Source organism: Sphingopyxis sp. BE235, assembly GCF_031457175.1.
In the GTDB taxonomy this organism is placed as follows: Bacteria; Pseudomonadota; Alphaproteobacteria; order Sphingomonadales; family Sphingomonadaceae; genus Sphingopyxis.
This window is the reverse complement of record NZ_JAVDWC010000001.1, coordinates 1,085,599-1,111,352: the sequence shown is the minus strand read 5'-3', so window position 1 is coordinate 1,111,352 and position 25,754 is coordinate 1,085,599. Positions and strand designations below refer to the sequence as shown.

Sequence of the window (25,754 nt, the reverse complement as noted above, 5' to 3'; positions counted from 1 at the left end):
ACGAACAAGTTCGTAAGCCTCGCTGCCTCCCCCATAAAGGGGGAGGAACAGCTTAATTCGGGTTCTGCACGTTGCCGTAGAAATCCTGGATGATCTTCCACGCCTCTTCGGCGGTTTCGACGAAGTGGAACAGCGACAGGTCGCGCTGGCTGATCACGCCCTCCTCGACCAGCGCGTCGAAATTAACGACGCGGGTCCAGAATTCCTCGCTGAACAGCACGATCGGGATCGGTTTGATCTTGCCGGTCTGGATCAGCGTGAGCAGTTCGAACGTCTCGTCGAACGTCCCGAACCCGCCCGGGAACACACAGACGGCGCGCGCGCGGAGCAGGAAGTGCATCTTGCGCAGCGCGAAATAGTGGAACTGGAAACTGAGGTCGGGGGTAACATAGCGGTTCGGCGCCTGCTCGTGCGGCAGCACGATGTTGAGCCCGACCGATTCTTTACCCACGTCGTCGGCGCCGCGATTCGCGGCTTCCATGATCGACGGCCCGCCGCCCGAACAGACGACGAAGTTGCGGCAGCCATTTTCGTCGGGCGGCACCTGGCTCGCGATCCGCGCGAGTCCCCGCGCCTCCTCATAATATTTGGCCTTAGCCGCGAGCCGCTCGGCGATCCGCTGCTCCTCGGGCGTACGCGCCGCGTCGAGCACGGCCTGCGCGCCGTCGGGCGACGGAATGCGCGCCGAGCCATAGATGACGAGCATCGACTCGATCTTCGCTTCGTCGAGCATCAGTTCGGGTTTGAGCAGTTCGAGCTGGAAGCGCACCGGACGCAGATCTTCGCGCAGCAGGAACTCGGTGTCCTGGAACGCCAGCCGATAGGCCGGGCTTTGCGTCTGCGGGGTCGATACCGCCTGTTTGGCGAATTGCGCGTCGTCCTTGGCTTTGTGGAAACGCGAGCGATGGGGTTGTTTGTCTTCTGCCATTGGCGGACGGCTAGCCGTTCCGCGCGACTTTGCCAAGCTTAGCGGCAGTAGCCGTTGCCGCTCATGTCGAAGTGGAAATGATTATAATGCGCCGCGTTGTAATCGGGGCCGAGCACGGTCCCGAAGCGGCGGCAGCCCGATTTGTGGAGCGCGCGGAGGAATTCCTGCGACGATTTGTCGCCGGTCCATCCGCCGTCGAGCATGACGCGGCGGCCGTCGGCGAGCAGGAAGCCCGAGACGTCGATCGCATTCGAAAAGGCGTGCTGCGACATCCGCCCCGACCGGCCGCCATAAATGTTGCGGCAGCTGTAGGTTCCGAAGGTCTCGATCTTAACGACCTCCTGCCCCAGATATTTCCGCGCCGCGGGTTTCACCGCATATTGCACCCATGCGGCGAAATTCTTCGCAAGCGGACAGGTCATCGCGCCGAGCCCCGACACCGGGGTGCCGATGTCGAGCAGCTTCACCGAATCGATCGAGGTGCAGCCGCCGCCATGATCCTCGTTCGGCAGCGGGGTGAAGCGCACGCCCGCCTGCTTGAGATCGAACGCGCATTGCTGCGCCTCCGCGCTGGTGAAGGAGGGGGCGCCGACGGCTTGCGGGCGGTTCGGCTTGCTCGCGGTCGGGCGTTTCCCGCCGCCGTTCTTCATCGCCTCGGGGGCGCCGAAACAGGCGGACAGTGCCAGCGCCGCACTAGCGGCAACCAATATCCGGAGCTTCAAGAACGCAGGGACCCCCATGACGCCAAAATACCGCTGAAATGGTTAACAAGCTGTATACCTTTTTCTCCACTCGTCGAAAATTTCGCCCGGTCCGTGCAATTTGTTTGACAGTTGCGCGCTCCACCCTAAACGCGGCGCCGGGCCACGCGGTCCCAACGCCGCGCGAGCTCTCTGCAAGGAGAGACTAAAATGACTGAAGTGCCGACGCCTGTATTGCGCCCTGCGCGCCCCTATTTTTCTTCCGGACCCTGCGCCAAGCCGCCGGTCTGGTCTCCCGAAAAACTCAGCACCGAATCGCTCGGCCGCTCGCATCGTGCGAAGATCGGCAAGACGCGTCTGCAGTACTGCATCGACCTGATGCGCGAGATGCTGCAGCTCCCCGACACGCACCGCATCGGCATCGTTCCGGGCAGCGACACCGGCGCCTTCGAGATGGCGATGTGGACGATGCTCGGTGCCCGCCCCGTCACGACGCTCGCTTGGGAGAGCTTCGGTGAGGGCTGGGTCACCGACGCCGCGAAGCAGCTCAAGCTCGATCCGACGGTCATCCGCGCCGATTACGGCCAGCTTCCCGACCTCGGCCAAGTCGACTGGTCGAACGATGTGCTTTTCACCTGGAACGGCACGACGAGCGGCGTCCGCGTTCCGAACGGCGACTGGATCGCCGCCGACCGCGGGGGCCTGAGCTTCGCCGACGCGACCAGCGCGGTGTTCGCTTACGACCTGCCGTGGGACAAGATCGACGTCGCGACCTTCAGCTGGCAGAAAGTACTCGGCGGTGAAGGCGGGCATGGCGTGCTGATCCTCGGCCCGCGCGCGGTCGAACGGCTTCAAAATTACACCCCCGCCTGGCCGCTGCCGAAGGTGTTCCGCCTCGTCTCGAAGGGCGCGCTCGCCGAAGGCGTGTTCAAGGGCGAGACGATCAACACCCCGTCGATGCTCGCGGTCGAAGATGCAATCTTTGCGCTCGAATGGGCGAAATCGCTCGGCGGTCTCGACGGCCTGAAGGCGCGCAGCGACGCGAATGCCGCGGCGCTCGACAAGATCGTCGAGGAACGCGCGTGGCTGAGCCATCTCGCCGCCGATCCCGCCAGCCGCTCGAAGACCTCGGTCTGCCTGTCGGTAGCGGGTGCCGACGAAGGCTTCATCAAGAAGTTCGCGGGGCTGCTCGAAGCCGAAGGCGCGGCCTATGATATCGCGGGCTATCGCGACGCGCCTCCGGGCCTTCGCATCTGGTGCGGCGCGACCGTCGACACCGCCGATATCGAAGCGCTCGGCCCGTGGCTCGACTGGGCTTACGCCTCGCTCAACGCTTGACGTCGTCCCAGCGAAAGCTGGGCCGCTATCGATCATTCCCATTCCCAACGATCCCAGCTTTCGCTGGGATGACGGAGAAAAATGACATGACCGCTCCCAAAGTTCTCATTTCCGATAAAATGGACCCCAAAGCCGCCGCGATCTTCGAAGAACGCGGCATCGATGTCGATGTCATCACCGGCAAGACCAAGGACGAGCTGATCGCGATGATCGGCGACTATGACGGCCTCGCGATCCGTTCGGCGACCAAAGTCACCGCCGACGTCCTCGCCGCCGCGACGAACCTGAAGGTCGTCGGCCGCGCCGGGATCGGCGTCGACAATGTCGACATTCCCGAGGCGTCGAAAAAGGGTGTCATTGTGATGAACACGCCCTTCGGCAACAGCATCACCACCGCCGAACATGCGATCGCGATGATGTTCGCGCTCGCGCGCCAAATCCCCGAAGCCAACGCCGGGACGCAGGCGGGCAAATGGCCGAAGAACGACTTCATGGGCGTCGAGCTGACCTCGAAGACGCTCGGCCTGATCGGTTGCGGCAATATCGGCAGCATCGTTGCCGAGCGCGCGCTGGGCCTCCGCATGAAGGTCGTCGCCTTCGATCCGTTCCTGACCCCTGAGCGCGCGATCGAGCTCGGCGTCGAAAAGGCCGATCTCGACACCTTGCTTGCCAAGGCCGATTTCATCACGCTGCACACGCCGCTGACCGACCAGACGCGCAACATCCTGTCGGCCGAGAATATCGCGAAGGCGAAGAAGGGCGTGCGGATCATCAACTGCGCGCGCGGCGGGCTGATCGATGAAGCAGCGCTCAAGGACGCGCTCGAATCGGGCCATGTTGCGGGTGCGGCGCTCGACGTGTTCCAGACCGAGCCGCCGGCCGCCGATCACCCGCTGTTCAGCGCGCCGAACTTCATCTGCACCCCGCATCTGGGCGCCTCGACCGACGAAGCGCAGGTCAATGTCGCCATTCAAGTGGCCGAGCAGCTGTCGGATTATCTCCTCACCGGCGGGATCACCAACGCGCTCAACGTCCCCAGCCTGTCGGCCGAGGAAGCGCCGAAGCTGCGCCCCTATATGAGCCTCGCCGAAAAGCTCGGCAGCCTCGTCGGCCAGCTTGCGCACGACAACCTCACGACGATTTCGGTCGAAGTCGAGGGCGCTGCCGCCGAGCTCAACCTCAAGCCGATCACCGCCGCGGTTCTCACCGGCCTGATGCGCCGCTATTCGGACAGCGTGAACATGGTCAACGCCCCGCACCTCGCACGCGAGCGCGGGCTCGACGTTCGTGAGGTTCGCCACGACCGCGACGGCGATTACCACACGCTCGTCCGCGTCACCGTGGCGACCGAGCAGGGCGACCGCTCGGTCGCGGGCACGCTGTTCAGCAACGGCGACCCGCGCCTTGTCGAGATGTTCGGGATCAAGGTCGAGGCCGATCTCGACGGCCATATGCTCTACATCGTCAACGAGGATGCCCCGGGCTTCATCGGCCGCATCGGCACCGCGCTCGGCGAAGCCGGGCTCAACATCGGCACCTTCCACCTCGGCCGCCGCGCTGCGGGCGGCGAAGCGGTGCTGCTGCTCAGCCTCGACTCGCCGATGCCCGAGCCTTTGCTGTGGCAGCTGTGCCAGCTTCCCGGCGTGAAGACGGTGAAGGGTTTGAAGTTCTGACTTTAGTCCCCCTCCCGCTTGCGGGAGGGGTTAGGAGAGGGCATGTCAGCACAGTCCTGACCAAACGGGCCCTCCCCCGACCCCTCCCACAAGTGGGAGGGGAGTTATTGACTCCAGCCTCCGCCGTTCTAAGGCCGCACGCATGACCAAGGCCCCTGCCCTGCTGCCCGAAGGTTTGCGCGACCGCCTCCCCCGGCAGGCGGAGGCCGCGTCGCGCGTCACCCGCGCGCTCGTCGATGCGATGCGCGCGCATGGTTATGGACGCGTCGCGCCACCGCTCGCGGAATTTCGCGAGACGCTGGGCGGCGATGACGAGCGCGCCACCCGCGATTTGCTGCGCTTCACCGATCCGGTGTCGCAGCGGACGCTCGCGCTCCGTCCCGATATCACGCGGCAGGTCGGCCGTATCGCAACCTCGCTGCTCGCCAAGGCACCGCGCCCGCTGCGCCTTTGCTACGCCGGGCAGGTCGTCAAATTGCGTGCGAGCCAGCTACGCCCGGCGCGCGAGATGCTGCAGGTCGGCGCCGAGCTGATCGGCAGCGACAGCGTCGCCGCGGCGCGCGAGATCGTCACCGTCGCGATCGATGCGCTCGAAGCCGCGGGGATCGGCCCGGTTACGATCGATTTCACCCTGCCCGACGTCGTCGATTTGCTCGCGAACGGGCCGTTGCCTGTCGACGCCGACATCCAACAGCTCCGCGACGAACTCGACGCCAAGGACGCGGGCGCGCTGACCCGCCTCGGGGCCGAAGCCTATCTGCCGCTGCTGCGCGCGACCGGCCCGTTCGATCAGGCGATCCCCGACCTGCGCGCGTTCGATACCACGGGCGTCCTCACCGCGCGCATCGACGCGCTCGAAGCGATCGCCGCGCCGATCCGCGACCGCGTGACACTGACCCTCGACCCGACCGAGCGTCATGGTTTCGCCTATCAAAGCTGGTTCGGCTTCCAGATCTTCGTTCCCGGACAAGGAGATGCGGTCGGCCGCGGCGGCGGCTATTCGATTCCCGTCGGCGAACAGGAAGAATCCGCCGTGGGCTTTTCGCTCTATCCCGATCCGCTGATCGATGCCGGGCTCGGCGCCGAGGACGATGCCGACCGCCGCATCTTCCTGCCGCTCGGCCACGATCCTGTGCTGGCTGCGAGCTTGCGCGCCGACGATTGGCAGACGGTCGCGGCACTGTCCGACAGCGACAGTGCGCGCGCGCTCGGCTGCGGGTTTATTCTCGGTCCCGACGGGCCGGTCGAGGCCTAAAAATCCGAAATCCCAAAGCGCGGAATGCCTTGATTCACGCCCGGCGGATCGAGCACGGTGACGTCGAGCTCGACGGGCTCGCCGATCCAGTGCGCCAGCGTCGTATGATCGGCAAGGTCGTCGTCGGTCAGCGGGTGCACGAGCGCGCGCAGCCCTGTCGCCTCGATCGTCGCAACCACCGCCGGAACCGCTGCACCCAGAAAATGCACCTCATATTGCGCAATCGGGTGCGGCCCCGCGGCGCCGTCAGTCATATCGCCGACGAATAGAATCGCTGCGTCGTGGCTGAACCCGTCGCGCAGTTCGGTGGCGGCGGCGCGCTCGGCATCGTCGAAATAGATATGGGCGTGATAAGGGGCGTCGGGGTCGATCATCGCGGGCATCCTTCTTTTCGCCTCGCTACCCTGCCAAAAAGAGCGACGCAACCGTGCCACTGCCCTTGCCTCTGCGGCCAAATCCGCTAAGGCCGCGCCGGGTCAGGATGGCCCCGCACAGCAGGACATTGTCATGGCAAATGTTACCGTCATCGGGTCGCAATGGGGCGACGAGGGCAAGGGCAAGATCGTCGACTGGCTCGCCAGCCGCGCCGACGCCGTGGTCCGCTTCCAGGGCGGTCATAATGCCGGCCATACGCTCGTCGTCGGCGAACAGGTCTACAAGCTGTCACTGCTTCCCTCGGGCATCGTTACCGGGACGTTGTCGATCATCGGCAATGGCGTCGTGCTCGACCCCTGGGCGCTGCGCGACGAGATCACCAAGCTGCGCAAACAAGGCGTTGCGATCAACCCCGAGAATTTCGCGATCGCCGACAATTGCGCGCTGATCCTGCCCTTCCACCGCGACCTCGACGCACTGCGCGAGACCGCCGCGGGCGCGGGCAAGATCGGCACCACCGGGCGCGGCATCGGCCCCGCCTATGAGGACAAGGTCGGCCGCCGCGCTATCCGCGTCTGCGACCTCGCGCACCTAGACAAGCTCGATCCGCAGCTCGACCGCCTCACCGCGCATCACGATGCGCTGCGCGCCGGCTTCGGCGAACCGCCGATCGACCGCGAACGCCTGATCGCCGACCTCACCGAAATCGCCGACTATGTGCTCGAATATGCGCAGCCGGTGTGGAAGCGCCTGAAAAAGGTCCGCAAGGCCGGCGCGCGGATCCTGTTCGAAGGCGCGCAGGGCGTGCTGCTCGACGTCGATCACGGCACCTATCCCTTCGTTACCAGTTCGAACACCGTCAGCGGCACCGCAGCCAGCGGCTCGGGCCTCGGCCCCGGCGCGGTCGGCTTCGTGCTGGGGATCGCCAAGGCCTATACGACGCGCGTCGGTAGCGGCCCCTTCCCGACCGAGCTCGAGGACGAGATCGGCCAGAAGCTCGGCGAGCGCGGGCATGAATTCGGCACCGTCACCGGGCGCAAGCGCCGCTGCGGCTGGTTCGACGCGGTGCTTGTGCGCCAGAGCTGCGCGGTGTCGGGCGTCACCGGTATCGCGCTGACCAAGCTCGACGTGCTCGACGGCTTCGACACCATCCGCATCTGCACCGGCTATCGGCTGCGCGGCAAGATCCTCGACTATTTCCCCGCGCATTCGGCCGACCAGGCCGAGGTCGAGCCGATTTACGAGGAAATGGACGGCTGGCACGAATCGACCGCGGGCGCGCGCAGCTATGCCGACCTGCCCGCGCAGGCGATCAAATATATCCAGCGCGTGCAGGAATTGATCGAAACCCCGATCGCACTGGTGTCGACCAGCCCCGAGCGCGAGGACACGATCCTGATCCGCGATCCGTTCAGCGATTGACGCTGGCGGCGGCGACGTCGCGGATCGCCGCGACGAAGCCGGCGGGATCGTCCTCCTGAATGAAGTGGCCGCCCTTCAGCGTGCGGTGCGTCATGCCGTGGGTTCCCGGAACGCGCGCCGTGAACAACGCATCGCCGCCGCGCGTGATCGGGTCGCCGTCGGAAAAGCAGCAGAGGAACGGCTTGTCGAACGCTTCGAGCGCCGCCCACGCGCGTTTCTGGTCGGGGACCGCGACATTGTCGCCGAGCGGGACGAACGACGGATAGACGCGCGCCGCAACCTTCGACGCGCGGGTCGGAAAGGGCGCGTCATAGGCGGCGATCTCGGCGGCGCTCAATTCGCGCTTCGCCCCCGCCTTGACGATCTTGCCGATCGGGAAGACCGGGCTGTAGCGCGAAAAAGCGCGCCAGATCGCGAAGGCGCGCGGCGCCGGCTGGCCTTCGGGAAGGCCGCCGTTCGAGAGGGCGACCCCGGCGAAGCGTTCGGGCATTTCGGCAACCAGTCGCAAGCCGATCAGCGAACCCCAGTCCTGACAGGCGAGGACGATATTTTGCAGGTCGAGCGCCTCGATCCATTGCCGCATCCACACTACCTGCGCGGCATAGCTATAGGCGCCGCGGCCCACCGGCTTGTCCGAGCGACCGAAACCGATGAGGTCGGGCGCGACGACGCGGAAACCCGACGCCGTCGCGGGACCGATCATGTGACGGTAGAGATAGGACCAGGTCGGCTCTCCATGCAGCATCAGCACCGGCTGCGCATCGGCCGCGCCCTCATCGACGTAATGGACGCGAAGGCCGTCCTCGATCTCGAGATATTTCGGCGCATAGGGCCAGTCGGGCAGCCCCTCGAAGCGCGCGTCGGGCGTACGATAAATGGTCATGTTGTCGATCCCCCCAATGCTCACTTTAGCCCGCGGCGCCGCACTGGCAACCTCTTGCCGGGCCGCGCCAAAGGCGTAGGGTCGCCCGATGCGCCGCGCCTCGCCCCTCGCCTGTCTGTTCCTCGCCGGCTGCGGCGCCGCAAGTTCGCAGCCGTCGTTGCCCGCAGGCGCCAAGGCCGACCGGCTGCTCGTCGACAAGAGCGATCGCGTGCTGATCGCCTATGCCGGAAATCGCGAGATCGTCCGCTATACGAACATCCGCTTCGGCGACGCGCCGACGGGGCACAAGCAGTTCGAGGGCGACGAGCGCACGCCCGAGGGGCGCTACACGATCAGCGGCCGCAATCCGACGAGCGCCTACCATCTGTCGCTGCGCATATCCTATCCGAACGCCGCCGATCGCGCCTTTGCCAAGGCGAAGGGGCGCTCGCCCGGCGGCGATATCTTCATCCACGGCCAGCCCAACGCATGGCCGGGACCACTGATCGCGCGCGACTGGACCGACGGCTGTATCGCGCTGTCGAACGCCGAGATAAAACAGCTGTGGGATATCGTGCCCGACGGCATCCCGATCACCATCCGACCCTAGGAACCCACCATGCCCCGCCAAATCCTCGTCCTTTATGGCAGCTATCGCCGCGACCGGCAGGGCATCAAGCTCGCGCAGTGGATCGTCGATGCGATCGCGGCGCGCGGCGACAGTGCCGAACTGATCGACGCCAAGGCGGTGGACCTCCCGATGCTCGACCGGATGTACAAGGAATATCCGAAGGGCGAGGCGCCAGCCGCGATGGAGGAGCTCGCGGAAAAGATCCGCGCCGCCGACGGCTTCTTGTTCGTGACCGGCGAATATAATTGGGGGCCGCAGCCGGGGCTCAAGAACCTGACCGACCATTATCTCGAGGAATGGTTCTGGCGGCCCGCGGCGATCGCCTGTTACTCGGCGGGCCCCTGGTCGGGCGTGCGCGCGATGATGGGCTGGCGCGACACGCTGGGCGAGATGGGAATGGCAGTCACCTCCTCGATCCTGCCCGTCGGACGGATCGGCGGCGCGTTCGACGCCAATGGCGAACCCGCGGGCGAGGACGGCGCGCGGCTGGTCAAGGGCTTCCCGCGCTTTGCCGACGACCTCAATTGGTGGATCGATGCCGCCAAGGCGCAGCGCGCGCGGCAGGATCCACCTTACTAACCCGATTTCAGCTCGGCCTTCAGCCGCAGGCTTGCGCGCCAGAAGAAGAAGGCCGGGATCAGGCCCAGCCATGCTGCGCCGTAGAGCACCCAGCGTACGCTTTCCTGCCCCGCAAGCGGCTGCAGCGCGTCGGACAGCACGCCGAACAGGAAAGGCCCGAGCCCGAGCCCGATGAGGTTCTGCCCGAACAACATGATCGATGCCGCGACCGCGCGCGCCTGCGGGCGCACCAGCCCCTGCACACAACCGTATGCGGGGCCGTAATAGGCCGAGTTCAGGATCGTCGGAATGATGAGCAGCGCGACGGCAATGCGCCAGTCCTCCATGAAGTAGCCGAGGAACAGGATTGGCGCCGCAACCGCCATACCATAGGCAGGGAAGGTCAACAGATGCTTCTTGTCGCGCGGGCCGAACTTGTCCGCCATCTTGCCGCCGAGCCAGGTGCCGAACACACCCGCCAGCCCCAGCACGACCGCCATCGACAGCCCGGCTTCGGTCGTCGACAGGCCATGGCTGCGGATGAAGAAGCTGATCGTCCACAGTGCCTTGCCATAACCGAGAAAGGCGACGACCGACGACGCAATCAGGATATAGATGAAGGCGCGCGACGCGAAGATTTCGCGCATCGCCTCGCCCGTCGACAGCCGCACCGCGGCGGCGGCGGTCGCGGCGGCTTCGGCGCTGCGGCTGTGCCGCGGCTCGCGCATCACGAACAGCACGACGAGCGCGAGCAGCAGGCCCGGCGCACCGACGAGCATCAGCGCGATGCGCCAGCCGTAAAGATCGTTGACAATGCCGCCGATAATCAGCCCGAGGAGCGATCCGATCGGCACGCCAAGGCCATAGAAAGCGATCGCGGAGGAGCGTTTTTCGGGGGCGACGCTGTCCGAAATCAGTGAGTGCGCCGCGGGCGTACACCCCGCCTCGCCGACGCCGACGCCGATTCGTGCGAAGAGCAATTGCACGAAATTCTGCGCGAGTCCGCACACCGCGGTCATCGCCGACCAGATCGCGAGCGCGAGCGCGATCAGGCGGACGCGGTTCGTGCCGTCCTTGTCGGCATAGCGCGCGATCGGGATGCCGAGCAGCGCGTAAAAGACCGCGAAGGCGGGGCCGGCAAGCAGGCCGAGCTGCGTGTCGGACAAGCCGAGGTCGGCCTTGATCGGTTCGGCGAGGATGTTGACGATCTGCCGGTCGAGGAAATTGAAGATATAGACGATCAGCAGGATCCACAGCATCGTCCGCGTCTCTGCGGAAACGCCGGTGGCCGGTGAGGCGATGCCCTGCGACGAGGCAGCTTTATCCGTCATTATGATCTCCCGCCGCCAAGGGAGCAGACCGGGGGGAGTGGTGTCAACGCCGTTGGGGCGAACCGAAATTGCCCGCTTGCAATTGCCGCTACGGCTGCCAGCCTGCAGCCCATGCAAAAAATTTCGCTGCTCGGCGCCGCCGCCCTTCTCGCGATCGCTCCCGCCACCTCACCGGTCTCCGCCATGCCGCCGCCGCTTCCCGAGGTCGAAGGCAAGGACGCCGCGACGCTGCGTGCCGAAATGGAGAGCGGGCGGATTTACGAAGGGCTGACCGCGCTCGTCTATCTCGACCGGATCGGACGGATCGACGATCATGGACCCAAGCTCGATGCCGTGATCGCGACGATGCCGCAAGCCGACCTCAATGCCGAGGGGAAGCGGCTCCATGACGAGCGCATCGCGGGCAAGGCGCGCGGCCCGCTCCACGGCATCCCCATGCTGCTCAAGGACAATATCGAGACGGCGGGGCCGCTGCCCACAACCGCGGGCTCGCTCGCACTCAAGGACAATGTGACGAACCGCGATGCGCCGCTCGTCGCGCGGCTGCGCGATGCGGGCGCGATCATCCTCGGCAAGACGAACCTCAGCGAATGGGCGAACATCCGGTCGGACAATTCGACGAGCGGGTGGAGCGCGGTCGGCGGCCTGACGAAGAATCCGCACGCGCTCGATCGCAACAGCTGCGGCTCGTCGTCGGGCAGCGCCGCCGCGGTCGCCGCCAGCCTCGCGCCGCTCGCGATCGGCACCGAAACCGACGGATCGATCACCTGCCCCGCCGGGGTCAACGGCATCGTCGGCTTCAAACCGAGCGTCGGCCTCGTCAGCCGCACGCATATCGTCCCGATCAGCCACAGCCAGGACACCGCCGGACCGATGACGCTGACGGTGCGCGATGCCGCCGCGGTGATGAGCGTAATCGCGGGCAGCGACCCCGCCGACCCCGCAACCGCCGAAGCCGACGCGCGGAAAGCCGACTATGTCGCCGCGCTGTCGCCCGACGCGCTGAAGGGCAAGCGCATCGGGGTGATGCGCGACCTTGTCGGCGACCGCGCCGACGTCGCCGCGCTGTTCGACGCGGCGCTGAAGCAGATGGAAGGGATCGGCGCGACGCTGGTCGAGATCGCCGACAGCCGGAAGGGCGATGAGGGGCTCGGCGCCGCCGAATTCGAGATATTGCTCACCGAGCTCAAGGCCGACATGGCGACCTATCTGGGCAGCTTGCCGAACGCGAATGCGCCGCGGTCGCTCCCCGATGTCATCGCGTTCAACAAGGCGAACCCCGACGAGCTAAAATGGTTCGACCAGGGAATTTTCGAACTCGCCGAGACCAAGGGCGGTCTCGACAGCCCCGCCTATCGCGCCGCGCGCGAAAAGGCGGTTCGCCTTGCCGGGCCCGAGGGTATCGACCGGTTGCTGAAAACCCATGACGTCGATCTGCTCGTCGGGGTCACCAACGGCCCCGCGTGGGTCAGCGACCTGGTCAACGGTGACAGTTACACGAGTCCCGGCACCAGCCAGCTTCCCGCGGTCGCCGGCTATCCGCATCTGACGGTGCCGATGGGCGCGGTGGAAGGGCTGCCGATCGGCCTCTCGTTCATCGGCGCCAAATGGAGCGACGCCGACATATTGGCTGCGGGCTATGCCTATGAACAGGCGAGCGGGAAGCGCGTCGCGCCGACCTATCGGCCGAGCGTGGCGCCCTAATTCAGTTTCGTCATCCCCGCGAAGGCGGGGATCGCTGGCATTCATAAAGGCCGCCAGCGGCCCCCGCCTTCGCGGGGGCGACGGTGGCTTACTTTCGGTCCCTTCGCTTCTTCCAGCCCATTTCCTCGAGTTCGAGCAACTCCATCGGCACATGGATCGCGCGCACGGCCAGCCGCACCTCGACGAGGAACAGGATCAGCGAGATCAGCAGCAGCAGCATCGCGACCGTGAATGCCCACGCCGACGCGCGCCCGAGGTTGAATCCCGCGACCTCCTGCGCAAAGAGCAGCGCGACGAGCAGGCAGACGACGATCCCGCACGCCACGGCGGAAAGGATCGAATTGTTGATGATCCCCATCCTGCGGTCGGCGATGCGCAGTTCGGCGACGATGCGCTCATGCTCGACGCCCTCGGTCTCGGACCAGCGCTCCATCAGGTTGCGCGAGCGGTCAACGACGCGCGCGAGGCGGCCCGCGATGACGTTGAGCAGGCTGCCGGTCGCCACCAGCAGGAATACCGGCGTGACCGACAGCTGGATAGTCTGCGCAATCGCGCCCGCGTCGAGTCCCGTCATCCCCCGGCGGCAACCGAGGGCGTGTTCACGCCATGCATTGCGAGGAATTTGCGGACGTTGCGCGCGGCCTGACGGATGCGCTGTTCATTTTCGACCATCGCGATGCGGACATAGCCTTCGCCATCCTCGCCATAACCGACGCCCGGCGCGACCGCGACCTTGGCGTGGGTGAGCAATTGCTTCGAAAATTCGAGGCTGCCCATTTCCTTGAGCGCGGGGGGCAGCGGCGCCCAGGCGAACATCGACGCCTTCGGGCTCGGGATGTCCCAGCCCGCGCGGCCGAAGCTTTCGACCATCACGTCGCGGCGCTTCTGGTAGAGGTCGCGGTTCTTCTGCACGATATCCTGCGGGCCATTGAGCGCGGCGCAGGCCGCAGCCTGAATCGGCGTGAACGCGCCATAGTCGAGGTAGGATTTGACGCGCGTCATCGCCGCGATCAGCCGCTTGTTGCCGACCGCAAAGCCCATGCGCCAGCCCGCCATCGAATAGGTTTTCGACATCGAGGTGAATTCGATCGCGACATCTTTCGCGCCCGGCACCTGCAGGATCGAGGGCGTCGGGTTGCCGTCGTAATAGAGCTCCGAATAGGCGAGATCCGACAGGACCCAAACCTTGTTCTCCTTCGCCCAGGCGACAAGCCGTTCGTAGAAGGCAAGATCGACGGCTTCGGCAGTCGGGTTCGACGGATAGTTGACGACGAGGATCGACGGACGCGGCACAGTGAACGCCATCGCGCGGTCGAGCGCGCGCCAGTAATTTTCGTCGGGCGTCGTCGGCACGCTGCGGATCGTCGCGCCGGCGATGATGAAGCCGAAGGTGTGGATCGGATAGCTCGGGTTCGGCGCGAGCACGACATCGCCGGGGCCGGTGATCGCGGTCGCGAGGCTCGCGAGCCCTTCCTTCGACCCCATCGTGACCACGACCTCGGTTTCGGGATCGAGGTCGACGTTGAAGCGGCGGCCGTAATAATTGGCCTGCGCGCGGCGGAGGCCCGGAATGCCCTTCGACTGCGAATAGCCGTGCGCGTCGGGCTTCATCGCGACTTCGCAGAGCTTTTCGATCACATGCGCGGGCGGCGGCAGGTCGGGGTTGCCCATCCCCAGGTCGATGATGTCTTCTCCCGCGGCGCGGGCGGCCGCACGCATCGCATTGACTTCAGCGATGACATAGGGCGGCAGGCGCTTGATGCGATAGAATTCATCTTCGGACATGGGAAACTAGAACAACTCCTTTGCATTAGGTGTGATTGACGCGAGCGGCAGCCTCGCCAGCCGCATCGCGGCTTGTTATAGGCATATTATCCGCACTGACCAGCAGGAACGAGCATGAACGACACGGGCAAGGACGATACGATCGAAACGCCGAATCCCTTCATGCCATCCCCCGACGACATGCAACATTGGGCGAGCGTGATCGGCCGGGCGCAGCAGATGATGCTCGAATATGCGCTGGGTCAGGCGAACGACGGCAATGCGAGTGCCGCGGCGCTGTTCGACCCCGCCAAATGGCTCGACAATCCCGCGACGAAGCTGTGGACCGAGCAATCGTCGAAGATGTGGGACCAGGGCGTCGCCTTCTGGACCTCGCTCGCCAGCATCGGCCAGCCGCTCGCGCCCGACGCGCCGGTCGAGGGCGCAAAAGACCGCCGTTTCACCGATGCCGAATGGACGACCAATCCGGTCTTCGCGATGATCCGCCAGACCTATGGCTTGCTCGCCGAACAGATGCTCGCGACGACGCGCCAGTTCGAGGGGCTCGACCCCGCGGCGCGCGCGAAGATGGAGTTCGCCGCGAAGGCGATGGCCGATGCGATGGCGCCGACCAATCTGGCGCTCACCAATCCCGAGGTGATCAAGCGCGCGGTCGAAACGCGCGGCGAAAGCCTGCTCAAGGGGCTCCGCCACATGCTCAATGACCTGTCGCGCGGGCAGCTCTCCCATGTCGATCCCGACGCGTTCGAGGTCGGGGTCAATATCGCGACGACCCCGGGCAAGGTGATCCACGAGACCGACCTTTACCAGCTGATCCAGTACACGCCGACGACGAAGGAGGTGCTCGCCGTCCCGCTCCTCATCTTCCCGCCGTGGATCAACCGCTTCTATATCCTCGACCTCAACCCTGCGAAAAGCTTCGTAGCCTGGGCGGTCGAACAGGGATTGTCGGTGTTCGTCGTGTCGTGGAAGTCGGCCGACGCGTCGATGAGCGAGATCGTCTGGGACGATTATGTCGCGGCGCAGGTCGATGCGATCGACACGGTGCGCGCGGCTCTCGATGTCCCGGCGGTCCACACGATCGGCTATTGCGTCGCGGGCACCACGCTCGCCGCGACGCTCGCGATGCTCTCCGCGCGCGGCGAAGTCGACAAGGTCCAGTCGGTGACCTTCTTCACCGCGCAGGTCGATTTCGAACAGGCCGGCGACCTCAAGATGTTCGTCGACGACAGCTATCTGGCGCTGCTCCAACAGCTCTCGGCGCCGGGCTTCCTCGACGGGCGCTATATGGCCGCGACCTTCAACAGCTTGCGCGGGCGCGACCTCATCTGGAATTATGTCGTCAGTAATTACCTGCTCGGCAACGACTATCCGCCCTTCGACCTCCTTTACTGGAACGGCGACACGACGAACCTGCCCGCGAAGTGGCACCGGCAATATCTGGTCGACCTGTACCGCGACAATCGCATGGTGATCCCGAACAGCCTGTCGGTGATGGGGACGCCGATCGATCTCAGGAAGATCGAAACCCCCGCCTATATTCAGGCAGGGCGCGAGGATCATATCGCGCCGCTCGCCAGCGTCTGGCGGCTGATGGATCATCTGTCGGGGCCGAAGACCTTCCTGCTCGCGGGCTCAGGCCATATCGCGGGGGTGGTCAACCCGCCCGCCGCGGGCAAATATCAATATTGGACCGGTGACAGCAGCGCCGCGACGCTCGACGATTTTGTTGCGAGCGCGAGCGAGACCAAGGGCAGCTGGTGGCCGCACTGGATCGGGTGGATTTCGCAGCGGGATAGCGCAAAAATCCCGGCGAAGGGCGCGCGCATCCCCGGAAAAGGCGCCAAAAAGGCCATCGAGGACGCCCCCGGCCGCTATGTCAAACAGCGGTAATATCTAGCGAATATCCTGTCTTCGGGGCGCAGCGACAAGAATTTTGTGCAGTGCACAAAAAATATCCTTGAAATCGCCGCGCCGCTCCTATATTGTGCACTGCAACATAGAGGAGTACCACCGATGGCTACCAAGATGGATAGTGCCGAAAAGGCTTTCGAAGCCGCGACGCTGGAAACCCCGGCCAAGCCGGTGGCAACCCCCACCGCGCCGGCCCCCGCTGCTGCTCCGGCCGTAGCGAAGGCCGAACCGGCCCCCGCAAAGATCAAGACGGTGAAGGCAAAAGCCAAGCCGGCCGCGAAGAAGGCCGCTGCCCCCAAGGCGGTTGCCAAGAAGGTCGCTCCCAAGAAGGCGACCGTGAAAATTGCATCCAAGCCCCTTAACGCCGCGCCGAAGCCGGTCGCAGCCGCCACCAAAGGATTCAAGACCATGAACGACACCGTCAAGAAGTTCGCCGACGAAGCGAAGACCCGCGCCGAAGCCCTGACCGCCGACTTCAACGAGAAGGCCAAGGAAGCGATGAGCAAGACCAGCAAGCTGGCTGAAGATGCCGTCGAATTCAACAAGGCGAACGTCGAAGCGCTCGTCGAAGCCGGCAAGATCGCTGCCAAGGGCATCGAAACGCTCGGCCAGGAAGGCGTGACCTATGCTCGCAAGAGCTTTGAAGACACGACCGCCGCGCTGAAGGGCTACACCGCCGTCAAGACCCCGGCCGACTTCTTCAAGCTCTATGCCGAAAACAGCAAGAAGGCGTTCGACGCCGCTGTTGCGCAGACCTCGAAGACCAGCGAACTCGTCGTCAAGCTGACGAACGACAGCTTTGCGCCGATCTCGAACCGCGTTTCGGTCATCACTTCGAAGATGAAGGCCGCCTAAGGCGACTTCACCTTCCACCGTTGGCGCGGGCACCCTCCCCCTCCCCTCCCCGCCTGCGCCGACATCCCAAGGCCGCTCGCTTCCCCCGGGAAGCGGGCGGTTCTTGTTTGCGGCCACCCGATCCGGCTGGCGAACGAGAGGTTAAAATCCGCGACCGCGCCTCTTGCGCTTCGCCCGCGGCTTGCGATATTCCTGCCCATGATGTTTCCTGTTGCAACAAACCAGCCGCCCCGCGCCATGGCGGACAAGGACGATGGCTCGCCCGGCACCCCCGGCGTCGGCATCGCGACGCGTACGCGCGCGAAGGCGAAAAAGCCCTCGATGTACAAGGTGCTGCTGCTCAACGACGATTACACGCCGATGGAATTCGTCGTGATGGTGCTCCAGCGTTTCTTCAACATGGATATCGAACAGGCGACGCAGGTGATGCTGCACGTCCACCAGCAGGGCGTCGGCGTGTGCGGCGTGTTCAGCTATGAGGTCGCCGAGACCAAGGTCAATCAGGTGATGGATGCCGCGCGGCAGAATCAGCATCCGCTGCAATGCACGCTGGAAAAAGCCTGAACTAGCCCGCGCGGGCGACCTGTTCGGCCTTTAGCGCCGGGGAAGCCTCGCCTTTCAAATCGCCATAACCCAGTTCCGCGCCGCATCCCGGACAGATTTTCGCGGTCCCGACATCGGCGCCGCACGCGCGGTGGACATAGCGGATCGCGGGGCCGTCCTCTGTCTCGCCTGGGGCATAGGCCCAGCGCTCGGACCAGTTGCGCATCGCGTAGAGCACGTCGAACAGCGCCTTGCCCTTGTCGGTCAGCCAATAATCGTGGCGTAGCGGTCGCTCGCTGTATGCGCGACGCTCGGCGACCCCTTCCGCCACAAGCATCTTGAGTCGCGCCGATACAAGTTGCGGCCCGAGCCCGGTGTTCGCGGCGATGAGTTCGAACCGACGCCGCCCGAAGAGTAGCTCGCGTAGAATCAATAACACCGCGCGGTCGCCGAGAAGCTCGGCGGAACGGCCGACGGGGCAGAATGTGTCCGATAAGTCAGCGCGTTTGGGCATAAACGGCCTCACTCCTTCTCGTCATCCCCGCGAAAGCGGGGACCCAGTGGCACCCTCGCTTGCCCAAACTGGGTCCCCGCTTTCGCGGGGATGACGAGGGGAGAATCTACTTGTCACTATGATTATCATAGTTACTATGTCGCGCAAGAGGAGAGTCGCTCATGCCCAATCCCGCAGCCGTCATCATCGGGGCCGGAGACGCCACCGGCGGCGCCATCGCCCGTGCCTTTGCCGCCGAGGGGCTCACCGCCTGCGTCAACCGCCGCGAACGTAATGCCGACGCGCTCGAAGCGCTCGCGCAGTCGATCCGCGACGAAGGGCATCAGGCGCGCGCCTTCGCCGGTGACGCCCGCGAAGAGGAGGCGATGATCGCGCTGTTCGATCGGGTCGAGGCCGAGGTCGGCCCCGTCGAAGTCGCGGTGTTCAACATCGGCGCGAACGTCAATTTCCCGATCGGCGAGACGACGGTGCGCGTATACACCAAGGTCTGGGAAATGGCGTGCCTCGGCGGGTTCCTGATGGGCCGCGAAGCCGCGAAACACATGAGCCCGCGCGGCCGCGGCACGATCATCTTCACCGGCGCGACCGCATCCTTGCGCGGCGGATCGGGCTTTTCCGCCTTCTCGGGCGCGAAGGGCGCACTCCGGATGCTCGCACAGTCGATGGCACGCGAGCTCGGGCCGCAGGGCGTACATGTCGCGCACACGATCATCGATGGCGCGATCGACACCGACTTCATCAAGGGCCGCCACCCCGATTTCGACAATGCGAAAGCGCAGGATCTGATCCTCAATCCGGCCGCCATCGCCGCCAACTATGTGATGCTCCACAAGCAACCCAAAAGCGCGTGGACCCACGAACTCGACCTCCGTCCCTGGGGAGAAAAATGGTGACGAAAAGCCTCGAACTCATCTTCGATTTCGGTAGCCCCAACGCCTATCTGTGCATGAAGGCGCTCCCCGAACTGCTCGACCGCACCGGCGCCGACCTGATCATAACCCCCTGTCTTTTGGGCGGCATCTTCAAGGCGACGGGCAACAAGGCGCCGATGGTGCAATATGCCGACGCCCCCGCAAAGCTCGCCTACGAGAACCTCGAAATGCGGCGCTTCATCGAAAGGCACGGCCTCACGAAATTTCGCATCAACCCGCACTTCCCGGTCAATACACTCACGATCATGCGCGGCGCGGTTGTCGCCGAGGACGAAGGCGTGCTCGACGATTATGTCGACGCGGTGAACCGCGCGATGTGGGAGGATGGCCTGAAGATGGACGATCCCGAGGTCATCGCGACCTTCCTGTCGGCGAACGGCTTCGACGCCCCCGCGCTGCTCGCGCGCACGCAGGAACCCGAGATCAAGGCGAAGCTGGCCCAGAACACCGAGGCCGCGGTCGCACGCGGCGTGTTTGGCATTCCGACTTTCTTCGTGCGCGACGAGATGTTCTTCGGCAAGGACCGCCTCGCACAGGTCGAGGAAGCGCTCGCTTAGGCCTGCGCTGCGGGCTGCGACGGTCGCCCGGCGACCAATATGCCGGCGACGATCAGCGCCAGCCCGATGATGTGGAACAGGTGCAGCACTTCGCCGAGGAACAGCATCGCGAGGCCCGCCCCCATCAGCGGCATCACATTCATATATTGCCCCGTCGCCGCCGAGCCGATCAGTTCGACCCCGCGGTTGAAGAAGAGATAGGCGAGGAACGACGGAAAGATCGATACATAGGCGATGGCGAGCGCGCTACCCGTCGCAGGAACGATCAGCCGCCCCGACCACAGCTCGTGCGCGTAAAAGGGCACAATGACCGCGATGCCGACCACCATCGACGCCGCGAGGAAGCTCAGCGGATGCACCGCAGGCCGGCGGCGGAGCAGCACCGAGTAAAGCGCCCAAAGCAGCACCGCGCCGCCGATGATCGCGTCGCCGATGTTGAGCTGCAATCCCCACAGCATTGCCGGGTCGCCGCGCGCGATGATCGCCAGCACGCCGGTGAGCGAGATCAGCACACCCGCGATCTGGCGCAGGCTGGTGCGGTCGCCCATCACCAACGCACCAACGACGAGAACCAGCGCCGGCAGCGCCGACTGGATCAGCATCGAATTGAGCGCGGTGGTGCTTTGCAGGCCGGTGTAGAGCAGGATGTTGAACGACCCGATCGCCAATGCGCCGAGCAGCGCGACGATCGGCCAGTTCGCGCGCAGCACCGGCCAGTCGCGTTTCAGATGCGGCCAGGCGAGCGGCAACAACAGTAAAAGCGCAAAAGTCCAGCGCCAGAAAGACAAGGCGGCGGGCGGCACCAGGTCGCGCGCCGCGCGCCCGACGATCGAATTCCCCGCCCAGAACAGAGCGGTTACGGTCAGCAGCGGATAGGCCCGCGACCAAAGCGCCGCAGCCGGCCCACCATCCCTTCGCATCGCGTTTCCGACCCTGTCTTCGTCCAAAATTAGCCGCCCCGGCTTTCACCCGGGCGGCAGAAGATATCGGACGCGCGCCTCCTGTCTAGGTGAAGTCGAGCTGGATGATGTCGCTCGGCGTCGCGCGGCAATACATTTCGATCTGCTTGGCGCCGTCGGGATAGGTCGCGGTCATCGTCGCGCGGATGCGCCAGCCGCCATTGCCCTGTTCGAGCGAGATCAGCTTGTCGTAGGACAGCCGGGTGCCGCCCGTGACGCCGATCTGCCGCGCCGCATCGGTCATGCAATTCTGCACCGACGGCCGCGAAGCGCTCGGCAGCGCGGAGAGGTTGGCGCTCAGCGTTGCCGGCGGACCGGCCGGATAGGTCGGAGTTGCCGTATCCACGGGCGTCGTCGTCTGCTCGGTCGCCGCCTTCTTTTTCTTCTGGCTCGCCAGCAAGGCGATCAGGCCGCCCGCGACGACGATGCCGCCGATGATGAGTCCGGTGCTCGGCCCCTTGTCCTTGTCCTTTTCGGGCGGACGGACGTTCCGGTAGCCATAGCCGAACTCGGCGCGGCAGCCCTTGTCCACCCAGATATAATCGCTGGTGTAACCCCATTGGCGCCCGGCGTTGCACTTGCCGCCGAACCTGTTCAGCAACTCGACCCGGTCGTTGGTCCGAACGTTGCACTGTTCGTAGCGATTGCTACGCGACTCGCAGCGCAGCGTCCCCGCATAATCGTCGACCGGCTGCGGCAGCGGAGTCGGATAGCCGCCATCATTGGCATAACCATAAGCGAATTCGGCGCGGCAGCCGCCCGACACCCAGATCTGGTTGGCGGTGAAGCCCCAATCGCGCCCCTTCGAGCAGCGTCCGCCAAGTACCCGTTGCAGGTCGACGCGATTGCCGGTGCGCACATTGCAGCGCTGCATGTTGTTGTTTCGCGACTCGCAGCGGATCGTTCCCTGATACCCATAGCCATTTCCGGGACGCGGCGGCTGGATTTGCGGCCCGCCCGGATAAGGCGGCACCGGACGCGGTGGCTGGATCTGGGGGCCGCCCGGCGGCGGATAGGGCAGCGTCGTCGCTTGCGGCATCGCCGGCACGGCAAGCTGGCTGGCGATCAACGTGGCCGTAGTGATGATCGTGACGACATTATTCCGCATGACCTTACTCCCCTGTGAAAAGTCGTTTCCGCTTACGCTTGCCCTGGTTCGACGAAATATTGACCTGAATAGTTTCATATTTCGGACCGGAAAGCCACGGCGAAAGCCCGTTGTCATCGGGGACGACTTAACCATGGTAACGACTTCGCTTGTTCCGCCGGATCTATTGGCTTTCGCCCCGGATCGCGCCGCCGCAACTGGGGAGCCAAGGGCGGCGGGGTTATCTTCCACAGTCACCTGCCCAGCCCGCTTGCGCACGCATGCGCATGCGCTAAAGACAGCCGATGGATCAAATCGTCATTCGCGGCGGCCAGCGACTCAAGGGCCGAATCCCCATCTCCGGCGCGAAGAATGCGGCGCTCACTTTGCTGCCTTGCGCGCTGCTCACCGACGAGCCGCTGACGCTGCGCAACCTGCCGCGGCTCGCCGATGTCGACGGGTTCGGGCACCTGCTCAACCAGCTCGGCTGCTCGACGACGATCGAGGGATCGCGCCCCGAGGATTTCGGCCGCGTGATGACCGCGCGCACGACGACGCTGACCTCGACCGTCGCGCCCTATGACATCGTGCGCAAGATGCGCGCGTCGATCCTCGTACTCGGCCCGCTGCTAGCGCGCGCGGGCGAGGCGACGGTGTCGCTGCCCGGCGGCTGCGCGATCGGCAATCGCCCGATCGACCTCCACCTGAAAGCATTGGAAGCCTTTGGCGCCGAGATCGAGCTCGCCTCGGGCTATGTGAAGGCGAGCGCGCCGGGCCGCGGACGCCTGCACGGCGGCAAATTCACCTTCCCCGTCGTCTCGGTCGGCGCGACCGAAAATGCGCTGATGGCCGCGGTGCTCGCGAAGGGCACTTGCGTCCTCGAAAATGCGGCGCGCGAGCCCGAGATCGTCGACCTCTGCAACTGCCTCGTCGCAATGGGCGCGCATATCGACGGCATCGGCACCGAAACGCTGGTGATCGAGGGCGTCGACCGGCTGCACGGCGCGACCTATCGCGTGATGGCCGACCGGATCGAGGCGGGCAGCTATGCCTGCGCAGCCGTCATCACCGAGGGAGATGTCGAACTGGTCGGCGCGAAGGCCGACGAGATGGAAGCGACGCTCGCCGCGCTGCGCCAGGCCGGCGCGACGGTCGAGGAAACCAAGGGCGGCATCCGCGTCGCCATGTCGGGCCGCGCCGAACCCGTCACGCTGTCGACCGCGCCCTACCCGGGTTTCGCGACCGACATGCAGGCGCAGTTCATGGCGATGGCGACGCTCGGCAAGGGCGCCTCGCTGTTCACCGAAACCATCTTCGAGAACCGCTACATGCACGTCCCCGAACTGGCGCGCATGGGCTGCGACATCGACGTGCGCGGCCGCAGCGCGGTGGTGCGCGGGGTCGATCAGCTGGTCGGAGCGCCCGTGATGGCGACCGACTTGCGCGCCTCGATGAGCCTGATCATCGCCGGCCTCGCCGCGCAGGGCACGACCGAGGTCAACCGCGTCTATCACCTCGACCGGGGTTATGAGCGGCTCGAAGAGAAGCTCCAGGCCGTCGGCGCCGATATCGAACGCATCAGCGCGGGGTAAGCCGCTCCGCGCGGCCGTAGGTGCCGCGCACGTCGCGTTTGATCCAGTCGGCGAGCAGTTTCAGATAGCCGTCGGTGATGCGCGTGATCTGGCGTTCGCCGCTGGCTTCGGTGGTGAATTCCCACATGCCGTGGTCGGTCTGCGGAAAGAGATAGACGTCGACCGGCTTGCCCGCTTTGGCGAGCCCGAGCAGCGCGCCGCGCGTCGTTTCGATCGGCGCCTCGCGATCTTCGCCCGCGAGCACCCAGAGCAGCGGCGCGTCGATTTTCTTCAGCACCGCAAGCGCGTCATAATTCCAGATGAGTTCGAGATTGTCGAAACGCGCGCGCCCGACCCGGCGCAGCTCGCCGTTGGACATCCGCGCGATCGCGCCGCTATGTTCGCCCGCGATCTTCGCCGCCCACGGCTGGCCCGCCATCTCGGCGCGCACCGCGTCGAGTTCGGTGTAGCCTTCGGCGAAACCGGACAGCAGCAGCTTGCCGGTCGCGTCCGACAATCGCCCGACGAGCGCCTCGGCGTCGCGGCCAAGCCCCGCCGCGCGGACCTCCGACACCATCTGCTCGCGGTCTTCCTCGATCGGCGAGGCGACGAGGCCGAAACCGATCGCGACGAAATCGGCCTTCGTCCGCGTCGCGGCGAGCGGCGCGACCCAGCCGCCCTGGCTGCCGCCAAAGAAGCCCGCGCGACCGTGACGGCCCGCCGTCATGCTGCGCGCCCGCCCCAGCGCGTGCGCCGCATCCTCGGCAAGCAGTTCGAAATTCTGCGTATATTCGCCTTCGGAGCCGCCGGTGCCGCGCTTGTCGTAGACGAAGACCGAAATCCCCTGCGCTGCCATCGCATAGCCATAGACGCCGCCGATCGGCGAGGTGCGTTCGGATCCGTGCACCATCACGACGAGCGGCCGCTTGGCGTCGTTGCCCGGTGGTTCAATCAGCACACCGGTCATCTTCGTGCCGACACTGTCGAAGGTCGCGGGGGTTTCGCGAAAGGCGATCGGTGCCCAGCGCTTGTCGCCGACGGCCACCTCGCCCGTTCCGCATGTCAGCGGCACGTCGGCATCGGTGGTCGCGCCGCGGCGGCCGTCGCGGAACATATAGCGCAGCCCCGGCGCCGCGACCGCGGGCGACTTCACCAGCACGACGAAATCGCCGTCGGGGGCGGCATAGGTGCCGGGTGTGCAGGCGGTCTGCGCAAAGGCGGGTGCTGCCGGAAGCGTAGCGAGAAGGAAAAGGGTGCCGAGGAGATGTTTCATGGGAGCGTCCTACTGAAACAACACACCAATGGCAACTAGCTCTCGGGCTCGACCGGGACCGAAACCATATTGCCGCTGACCGACGGCCGATCGGGCCGCTTCGCGACGGCAATCACCAGCCCGATGAGCGCGACGACACCGCCCGTGATCGACAGCGTCGCCCAGCGATAGCCCTCGAACGCGGTCGAAAAGCCCATCGCGATGATCGGAATCAGCACGCTCGACCACGCCGCCTGCCCCGGCCCGACCGCGCGGATGATGTTGAAATAGAGCGGGAAAGTCACCGCGCTGGCGATCACGCCAAGATAGAGGACGCCGCCGATGTAGGTCGCGGTCGGCTCGATCACCGGCGGCCCGGTGGTAATCCATGCATAGCTGCCATCGGCGAGTGCGCCGAAGAGCATCGCCCACGCGATCATCACCACCATCGACTGCGCGCGCGCGATACGCGTTCCCTGCATGACGTTGGCGGTCGATGCGCTCATCACGCCGGCGAGGGTCAGTATCGTGCCGAGCAGCACCTCGCCCGCGCCGACCGCGGCGGCGCGATACTCGTGAAGGATCATCAGCCCGACGCCGACAATCGCAATCCCCGCTCCCGCAAGGAAGCGCCCTTCGAGCGGGGTCTTGAGGAAGGCACGGCCGAGCAGCGTGTTGGGTACGATCAGCAGCGCGAACAGCACCGCGACAAGGCCCGAAGTAATGTGCTGCTCGGCGCGGTAGACGAAGTTGAAGTTGAAGGCGAACTGCGCGATGCCGAGCGCAACCGCAAAGAGCATTGCGCGCGGCGCGAGCAGAAGCGGTTCGCGGCGGATCGCGGCAAAGGCGAACATCGCGATCGCCGCGACCGCGAAACGATAGGTCACCGACCAGCTGGGGGGGACCACGCCGAGCTGCCCGGTGATGACAATCCAGGTCGAGCCCCAGATCAGCGTCACCAGCATGAAGGGCAACAAAACGCGCGGGCTGAGCAGCGTGGGTGGCTG

25 protein-coding genes are annotated in these 25,754 nt (G+C 65.4%); 13 read left to right on the top strand and 12 right to left on the bottom strand.

The features are described 5' to 3' along the window. Positions 1-52: 52 nt before the first annotated feature. Together J2X38_RS05230 and J2X38_RS05225 are read right to left on the bottom strand one after the other, a co-directional pair. Positions 53-928 (bottom strand): LOG family protein, encoded by an 876-nt coding sequence (locus J2X38_RS05230; RefSeq protein WP_058536685.1) that lies wholly within the window; start codon positions 926-928, stop codon positions 53-55. A gap of 38 nt (positions 929-966) precedes the next feature. Next, positions 967-1,668, bottom strand: a complete 702-nt coding sequence (locus tag J2X38_RS05225; RefSeq protein WP_310251953.1) for an extensin family protein — start codon at positions 1,666-1,668, stop codon at positions 967-969. 171 nt (positions 1,669-1,839) lie between these two features. On the opposite strand from J2X38_RS05225, the gene J2X38_RS05220 reads away from it, so the two are divergent. The 3 genes from J2X38_RS05220 to J2X38_RS05210 all read left to right on the top strand — a co-directional run bounded on the left by J2X38_RS05220 (position 1,840) and on the right by J2X38_RS05210 (position 5,895). After that, positions 1,840-2,967 (top strand): phosphoserine transaminase, encoded by a 1,128-nt coding sequence (locus J2X38_RS05220; protein WP_310251951.1) that lies wholly within the window; start codon positions 1,840-1,842, stop codon positions 2,965-2,967. Between the two features lie 86 nt (positions 2,968-3,053). Next, complete coding sequence (serA, locus tag J2X38_RS05215) at positions 3,054-4,640, top strand: phosphoglycerate dehydrogenase (protein WP_310251949.1); 1,587 nt, start codon at positions 3,054-3,056, stop codon at positions 4,638-4,640. A gap of 142 nt (positions 4,641-4,782) precedes the next feature. Next, positions 4,783-5,895, top strand: a complete 1,113-nt coding sequence (locus J2X38_RS05210) for an ATP phosphoribosyltransferase regulatory subunit (RefSeq protein WP_310251947.1) — start codon at positions 4,783-4,785, stop codon at positions 5,893-5,895. Here J2X38_RS05210 and J2X38_RS05205 read toward each other — a convergent pair. After that, complete coding sequence (locus J2X38_RS05205) at positions 5,892-6,269, bottom strand: DOPA 4,5-dioxygenase family protein (protein ID WP_058536985.1); 378 nt, start codon at positions 6,267-6,269, stop codon at positions 5,892-5,894. The genes J2X38_RS05210 and J2X38_RS05205 overlap by 4 nt on opposite strands. 133 nt (positions 6,270-6,402) lie before the next feature. Between J2X38_RS05205 and J2X38_RS05200 the strand changes: the two genes are divergently transcribed. Further along, the gene (locus tag J2X38_RS05200; RefSeq protein WP_058536690.1) at positions 6,403-7,692 is read left to right on the top strand and encodes an adenylosuccinate synthase; all 1,290 of its coding nucleotides are present in this window, start codon (positions 6,403-6,405) and stop codon (positions 7,690-7,692) included. On the opposite strand, the gene J2X38_RS05195 is transcribed toward J2X38_RS05200, so the two are convergent. Then, entirely contained in the window at positions 7,682-8,575 is an 894-nt protein-coding gene (locus tag J2X38_RS05195; protein ID WP_310251943.1) for a haloalkane dehalogenase, read from the bottom strand. The genes J2X38_RS05200 and J2X38_RS05195 overlap by 11 nt on opposite strands. Before the next feature lie 88 nt (positions 8,576-8,663). Between J2X38_RS05195 and J2X38_RS05190 the strand changes: the two genes are divergently transcribed. Together J2X38_RS05190 and J2X38_RS05185 are read left to right on the top strand one after the other, a co-directional pair. Next, positions 8,664-9,164 (top strand): L,D-transpeptidase family protein, encoded by a 501-nt coding sequence (locus tag J2X38_RS05190; protein ID WP_310251941.1) that lies wholly within the window; start codon positions 8,664-8,666, stop codon positions 9,162-9,164. Between the two features lie 9 nt (positions 9,165-9,173). After that, positions 9,174-9,764, top strand: a complete 591-nt coding sequence (locus J2X38_RS05185; RefSeq protein WP_310251939.1) for an NADPH-dependent FMN reductase — start codon at positions 9,174-9,176, stop codon at positions 9,762-9,764. Here the strand turns inward: J2X38_RS05185 and J2X38_RS05180 are convergent. Then, positions 9,761-11,074, bottom strand: a complete 1,314-nt coding sequence (locus J2X38_RS05180; RefSeq protein ID WP_310251937.1) for an MFS transporter — start codon at positions 11,072-11,074, stop codon at positions 9,761-9,763. The genes J2X38_RS05185 and J2X38_RS05180 overlap by 4 nt on opposite strands. 111 nt (positions 11,075-11,185) lie before the next feature. Here J2X38_RS05180 and J2X38_RS05175 point away from each other — a divergent pair, with 111 nt between their 5' ends. After that, positions 11,186-12,778, top strand: a complete 1,593-nt coding sequence (locus J2X38_RS05175; RefSeq protein WP_310251934.1) for an amidase — start codon at positions 11,186-11,188, stop codon at positions 12,776-12,778. Positions 12,779-12,866: 88 nt separating this feature from the next. On the opposite strand, the gene J2X38_RS05170 is transcribed toward J2X38_RS05175, so the two are convergent. Continuing rightward, the gene (locus J2X38_RS05170; protein ID WP_310251932.1) at positions 12,867-13,352 is read right to left on the bottom strand and encodes a DUF2721 domain-containing protein; all 486 of its coding nucleotides are present in this window, start codon (positions 13,350-13,352) and stop codon (positions 12,867-12,869) included. Beyond that, a complete protein-coding gene (locus tag J2X38_RS05165) occupies positions 13,349-14,563 on the bottom strand; it encodes an LL-diaminopimelate aminotransferase (RefSeq protein ID WP_058536696.1) in 1,215 nt (404 codons plus the stop codon). The genes J2X38_RS05170 and J2X38_RS05165 overlap by 4 nt, the downstream gene beginning before the upstream one ends. 114 nt (positions 14,564-14,677) lie before the next feature. On the opposite strand from J2X38_RS05165, the gene J2X38_RS05160 reads away from it, so the two are divergent. The 3 genes from J2X38_RS05160 to clpS all read left to right on the top strand — a co-directional run bounded on the left by J2X38_RS05160 (position 14,678) and on the right by clpS (position 17,896). Next, the gene (locus tag J2X38_RS05160; RefSeq protein ID WP_310251929.1) at positions 14,678-16,456 is read left to right on the top strand and encodes a class I poly(R)-hydroxyalkanoic acid synthase; all 1,779 of its coding nucleotides are present in this window, start codon (positions 14,678-14,680) and stop codon (positions 16,454-16,456) included. 123 nt (positions 16,457-16,579) lie between these two features. Continuing rightward, entirely contained in the window at positions 16,580-17,332 is a 753-nt protein-coding gene (locus J2X38_RS05155) for a phasin family protein (protein WP_310251927.1), read from the top strand. Between the two features lie 201 nt (positions 17,333-17,533). Then, positions 17,534-17,896: an ATP-dependent Clp protease adapter ClpS gene (gene clpS / locus J2X38_RS05150; protein WP_405053443.1), complete on the top strand. Its 363-nt coding sequence runs from the start codon at positions 17,534-17,536 to the stop codon at positions 17,894-17,896. A gap of 1 nt (position 17,897) precedes the next feature. On the opposite strand, the gene J2X38_RS05145 is transcribed toward clpS, so the two are convergent. Beyond that, complete coding sequence (locus J2X38_RS05145) at positions 17,898-18,389, bottom strand: helix-turn-helix domain-containing protein (RefSeq protein ID WP_310251924.1); 492 nt, start codon at positions 18,387-18,389, stop codon at positions 17,898-17,900. Positions 18,390-18,550: 161 nt separating this feature from the next. Here J2X38_RS05145 and J2X38_RS05140 point away from each other — a divergent pair, with 161 nt between their 5' ends. Both J2X38_RS05140 and J2X38_RS05135 read left to right on the top strand, forming a co-directional pair. Further along, on the top strand, positions 18,551-19,282 hold the full coding sequence (locus J2X38_RS05140; protein WP_310251922.1) for an SDR family oxidoreductase: 732 nt from the start codon (positions 18,551-18,553) through the stop codon (positions 19,280-19,282). Then, on the top strand, positions 19,276-19,878 hold the full coding sequence (locus J2X38_RS05135; protein ID WP_310251920.1) for a 2-hydroxychromene-2-carboxylate isomerase: 603 nt from the start codon (positions 19,276-19,278) through the stop codon (positions 19,876-19,878). The genes J2X38_RS05140 and J2X38_RS05135 overlap by 7 nt, the downstream gene beginning before the upstream one ends. Here the strand turns inward: J2X38_RS05135 and J2X38_RS05130 are convergent. After that, a complete protein-coding gene (locus J2X38_RS05130) occupies positions 19,875-20,798 on the bottom strand; it encodes a DMT family transporter (protein WP_310251918.1) in 924 nt (307 codons plus the stop codon). The two genes, J2X38_RS05135 and J2X38_RS05130, sit on opposite strands and share 4 nt — an antisense overlap. Before the next feature lie 85 nt (positions 20,799-20,883). After that, positions 20,884-21,945 (bottom strand): DUF3011 domain-containing protein, encoded by a 1,062-nt coding sequence (locus tag J2X38_RS05125; protein ID WP_310251916.1) that lies wholly within the window; start codon positions 21,943-21,945, stop codon positions 20,884-20,886. 284 nt (positions 21,946-22,229) lie between these two features. On the opposite strand from J2X38_RS05125, the gene murA reads away from it, so the two are divergent. Continuing rightward, entirely contained in the window at positions 22,230-23,516 is a 1,287-nt protein-coding gene (gene murA / locus J2X38_RS05120) for a UDP-N-acetylglucosamine 1-carboxyvinyltransferase (RefSeq protein ID WP_310251914.1), read from the top strand. Here the strand turns inward: murA and J2X38_RS05115 are convergent. Both J2X38_RS05115 and J2X38_RS05110 read right to left on the bottom strand, forming a co-directional pair. Next, positions 23,503-24,768, bottom strand: a complete 1,266-nt coding sequence (locus J2X38_RS05115; RefSeq protein ID WP_310251912.1) for a serine aminopeptidase domain-containing protein — start codon at positions 24,766-24,768, stop codon at positions 23,503-23,505. The two genes, murA and J2X38_RS05115, sit on opposite strands and share 14 nt — an antisense overlap. Before the next feature lie 35 nt (positions 24,769-24,803). Continuing rightward, positions 24,804-25,712, bottom strand: coding sequence for a DMT family transporter (locus J2X38_RS05110; RefSeq protein ID WP_310252705.1), 909 nt, complete (start codon positions 25,710-25,712; stop codon positions 24,804-24,806). Between the last annotated feature and the right edge of the window lie 42 nt (positions 25,713-25,754).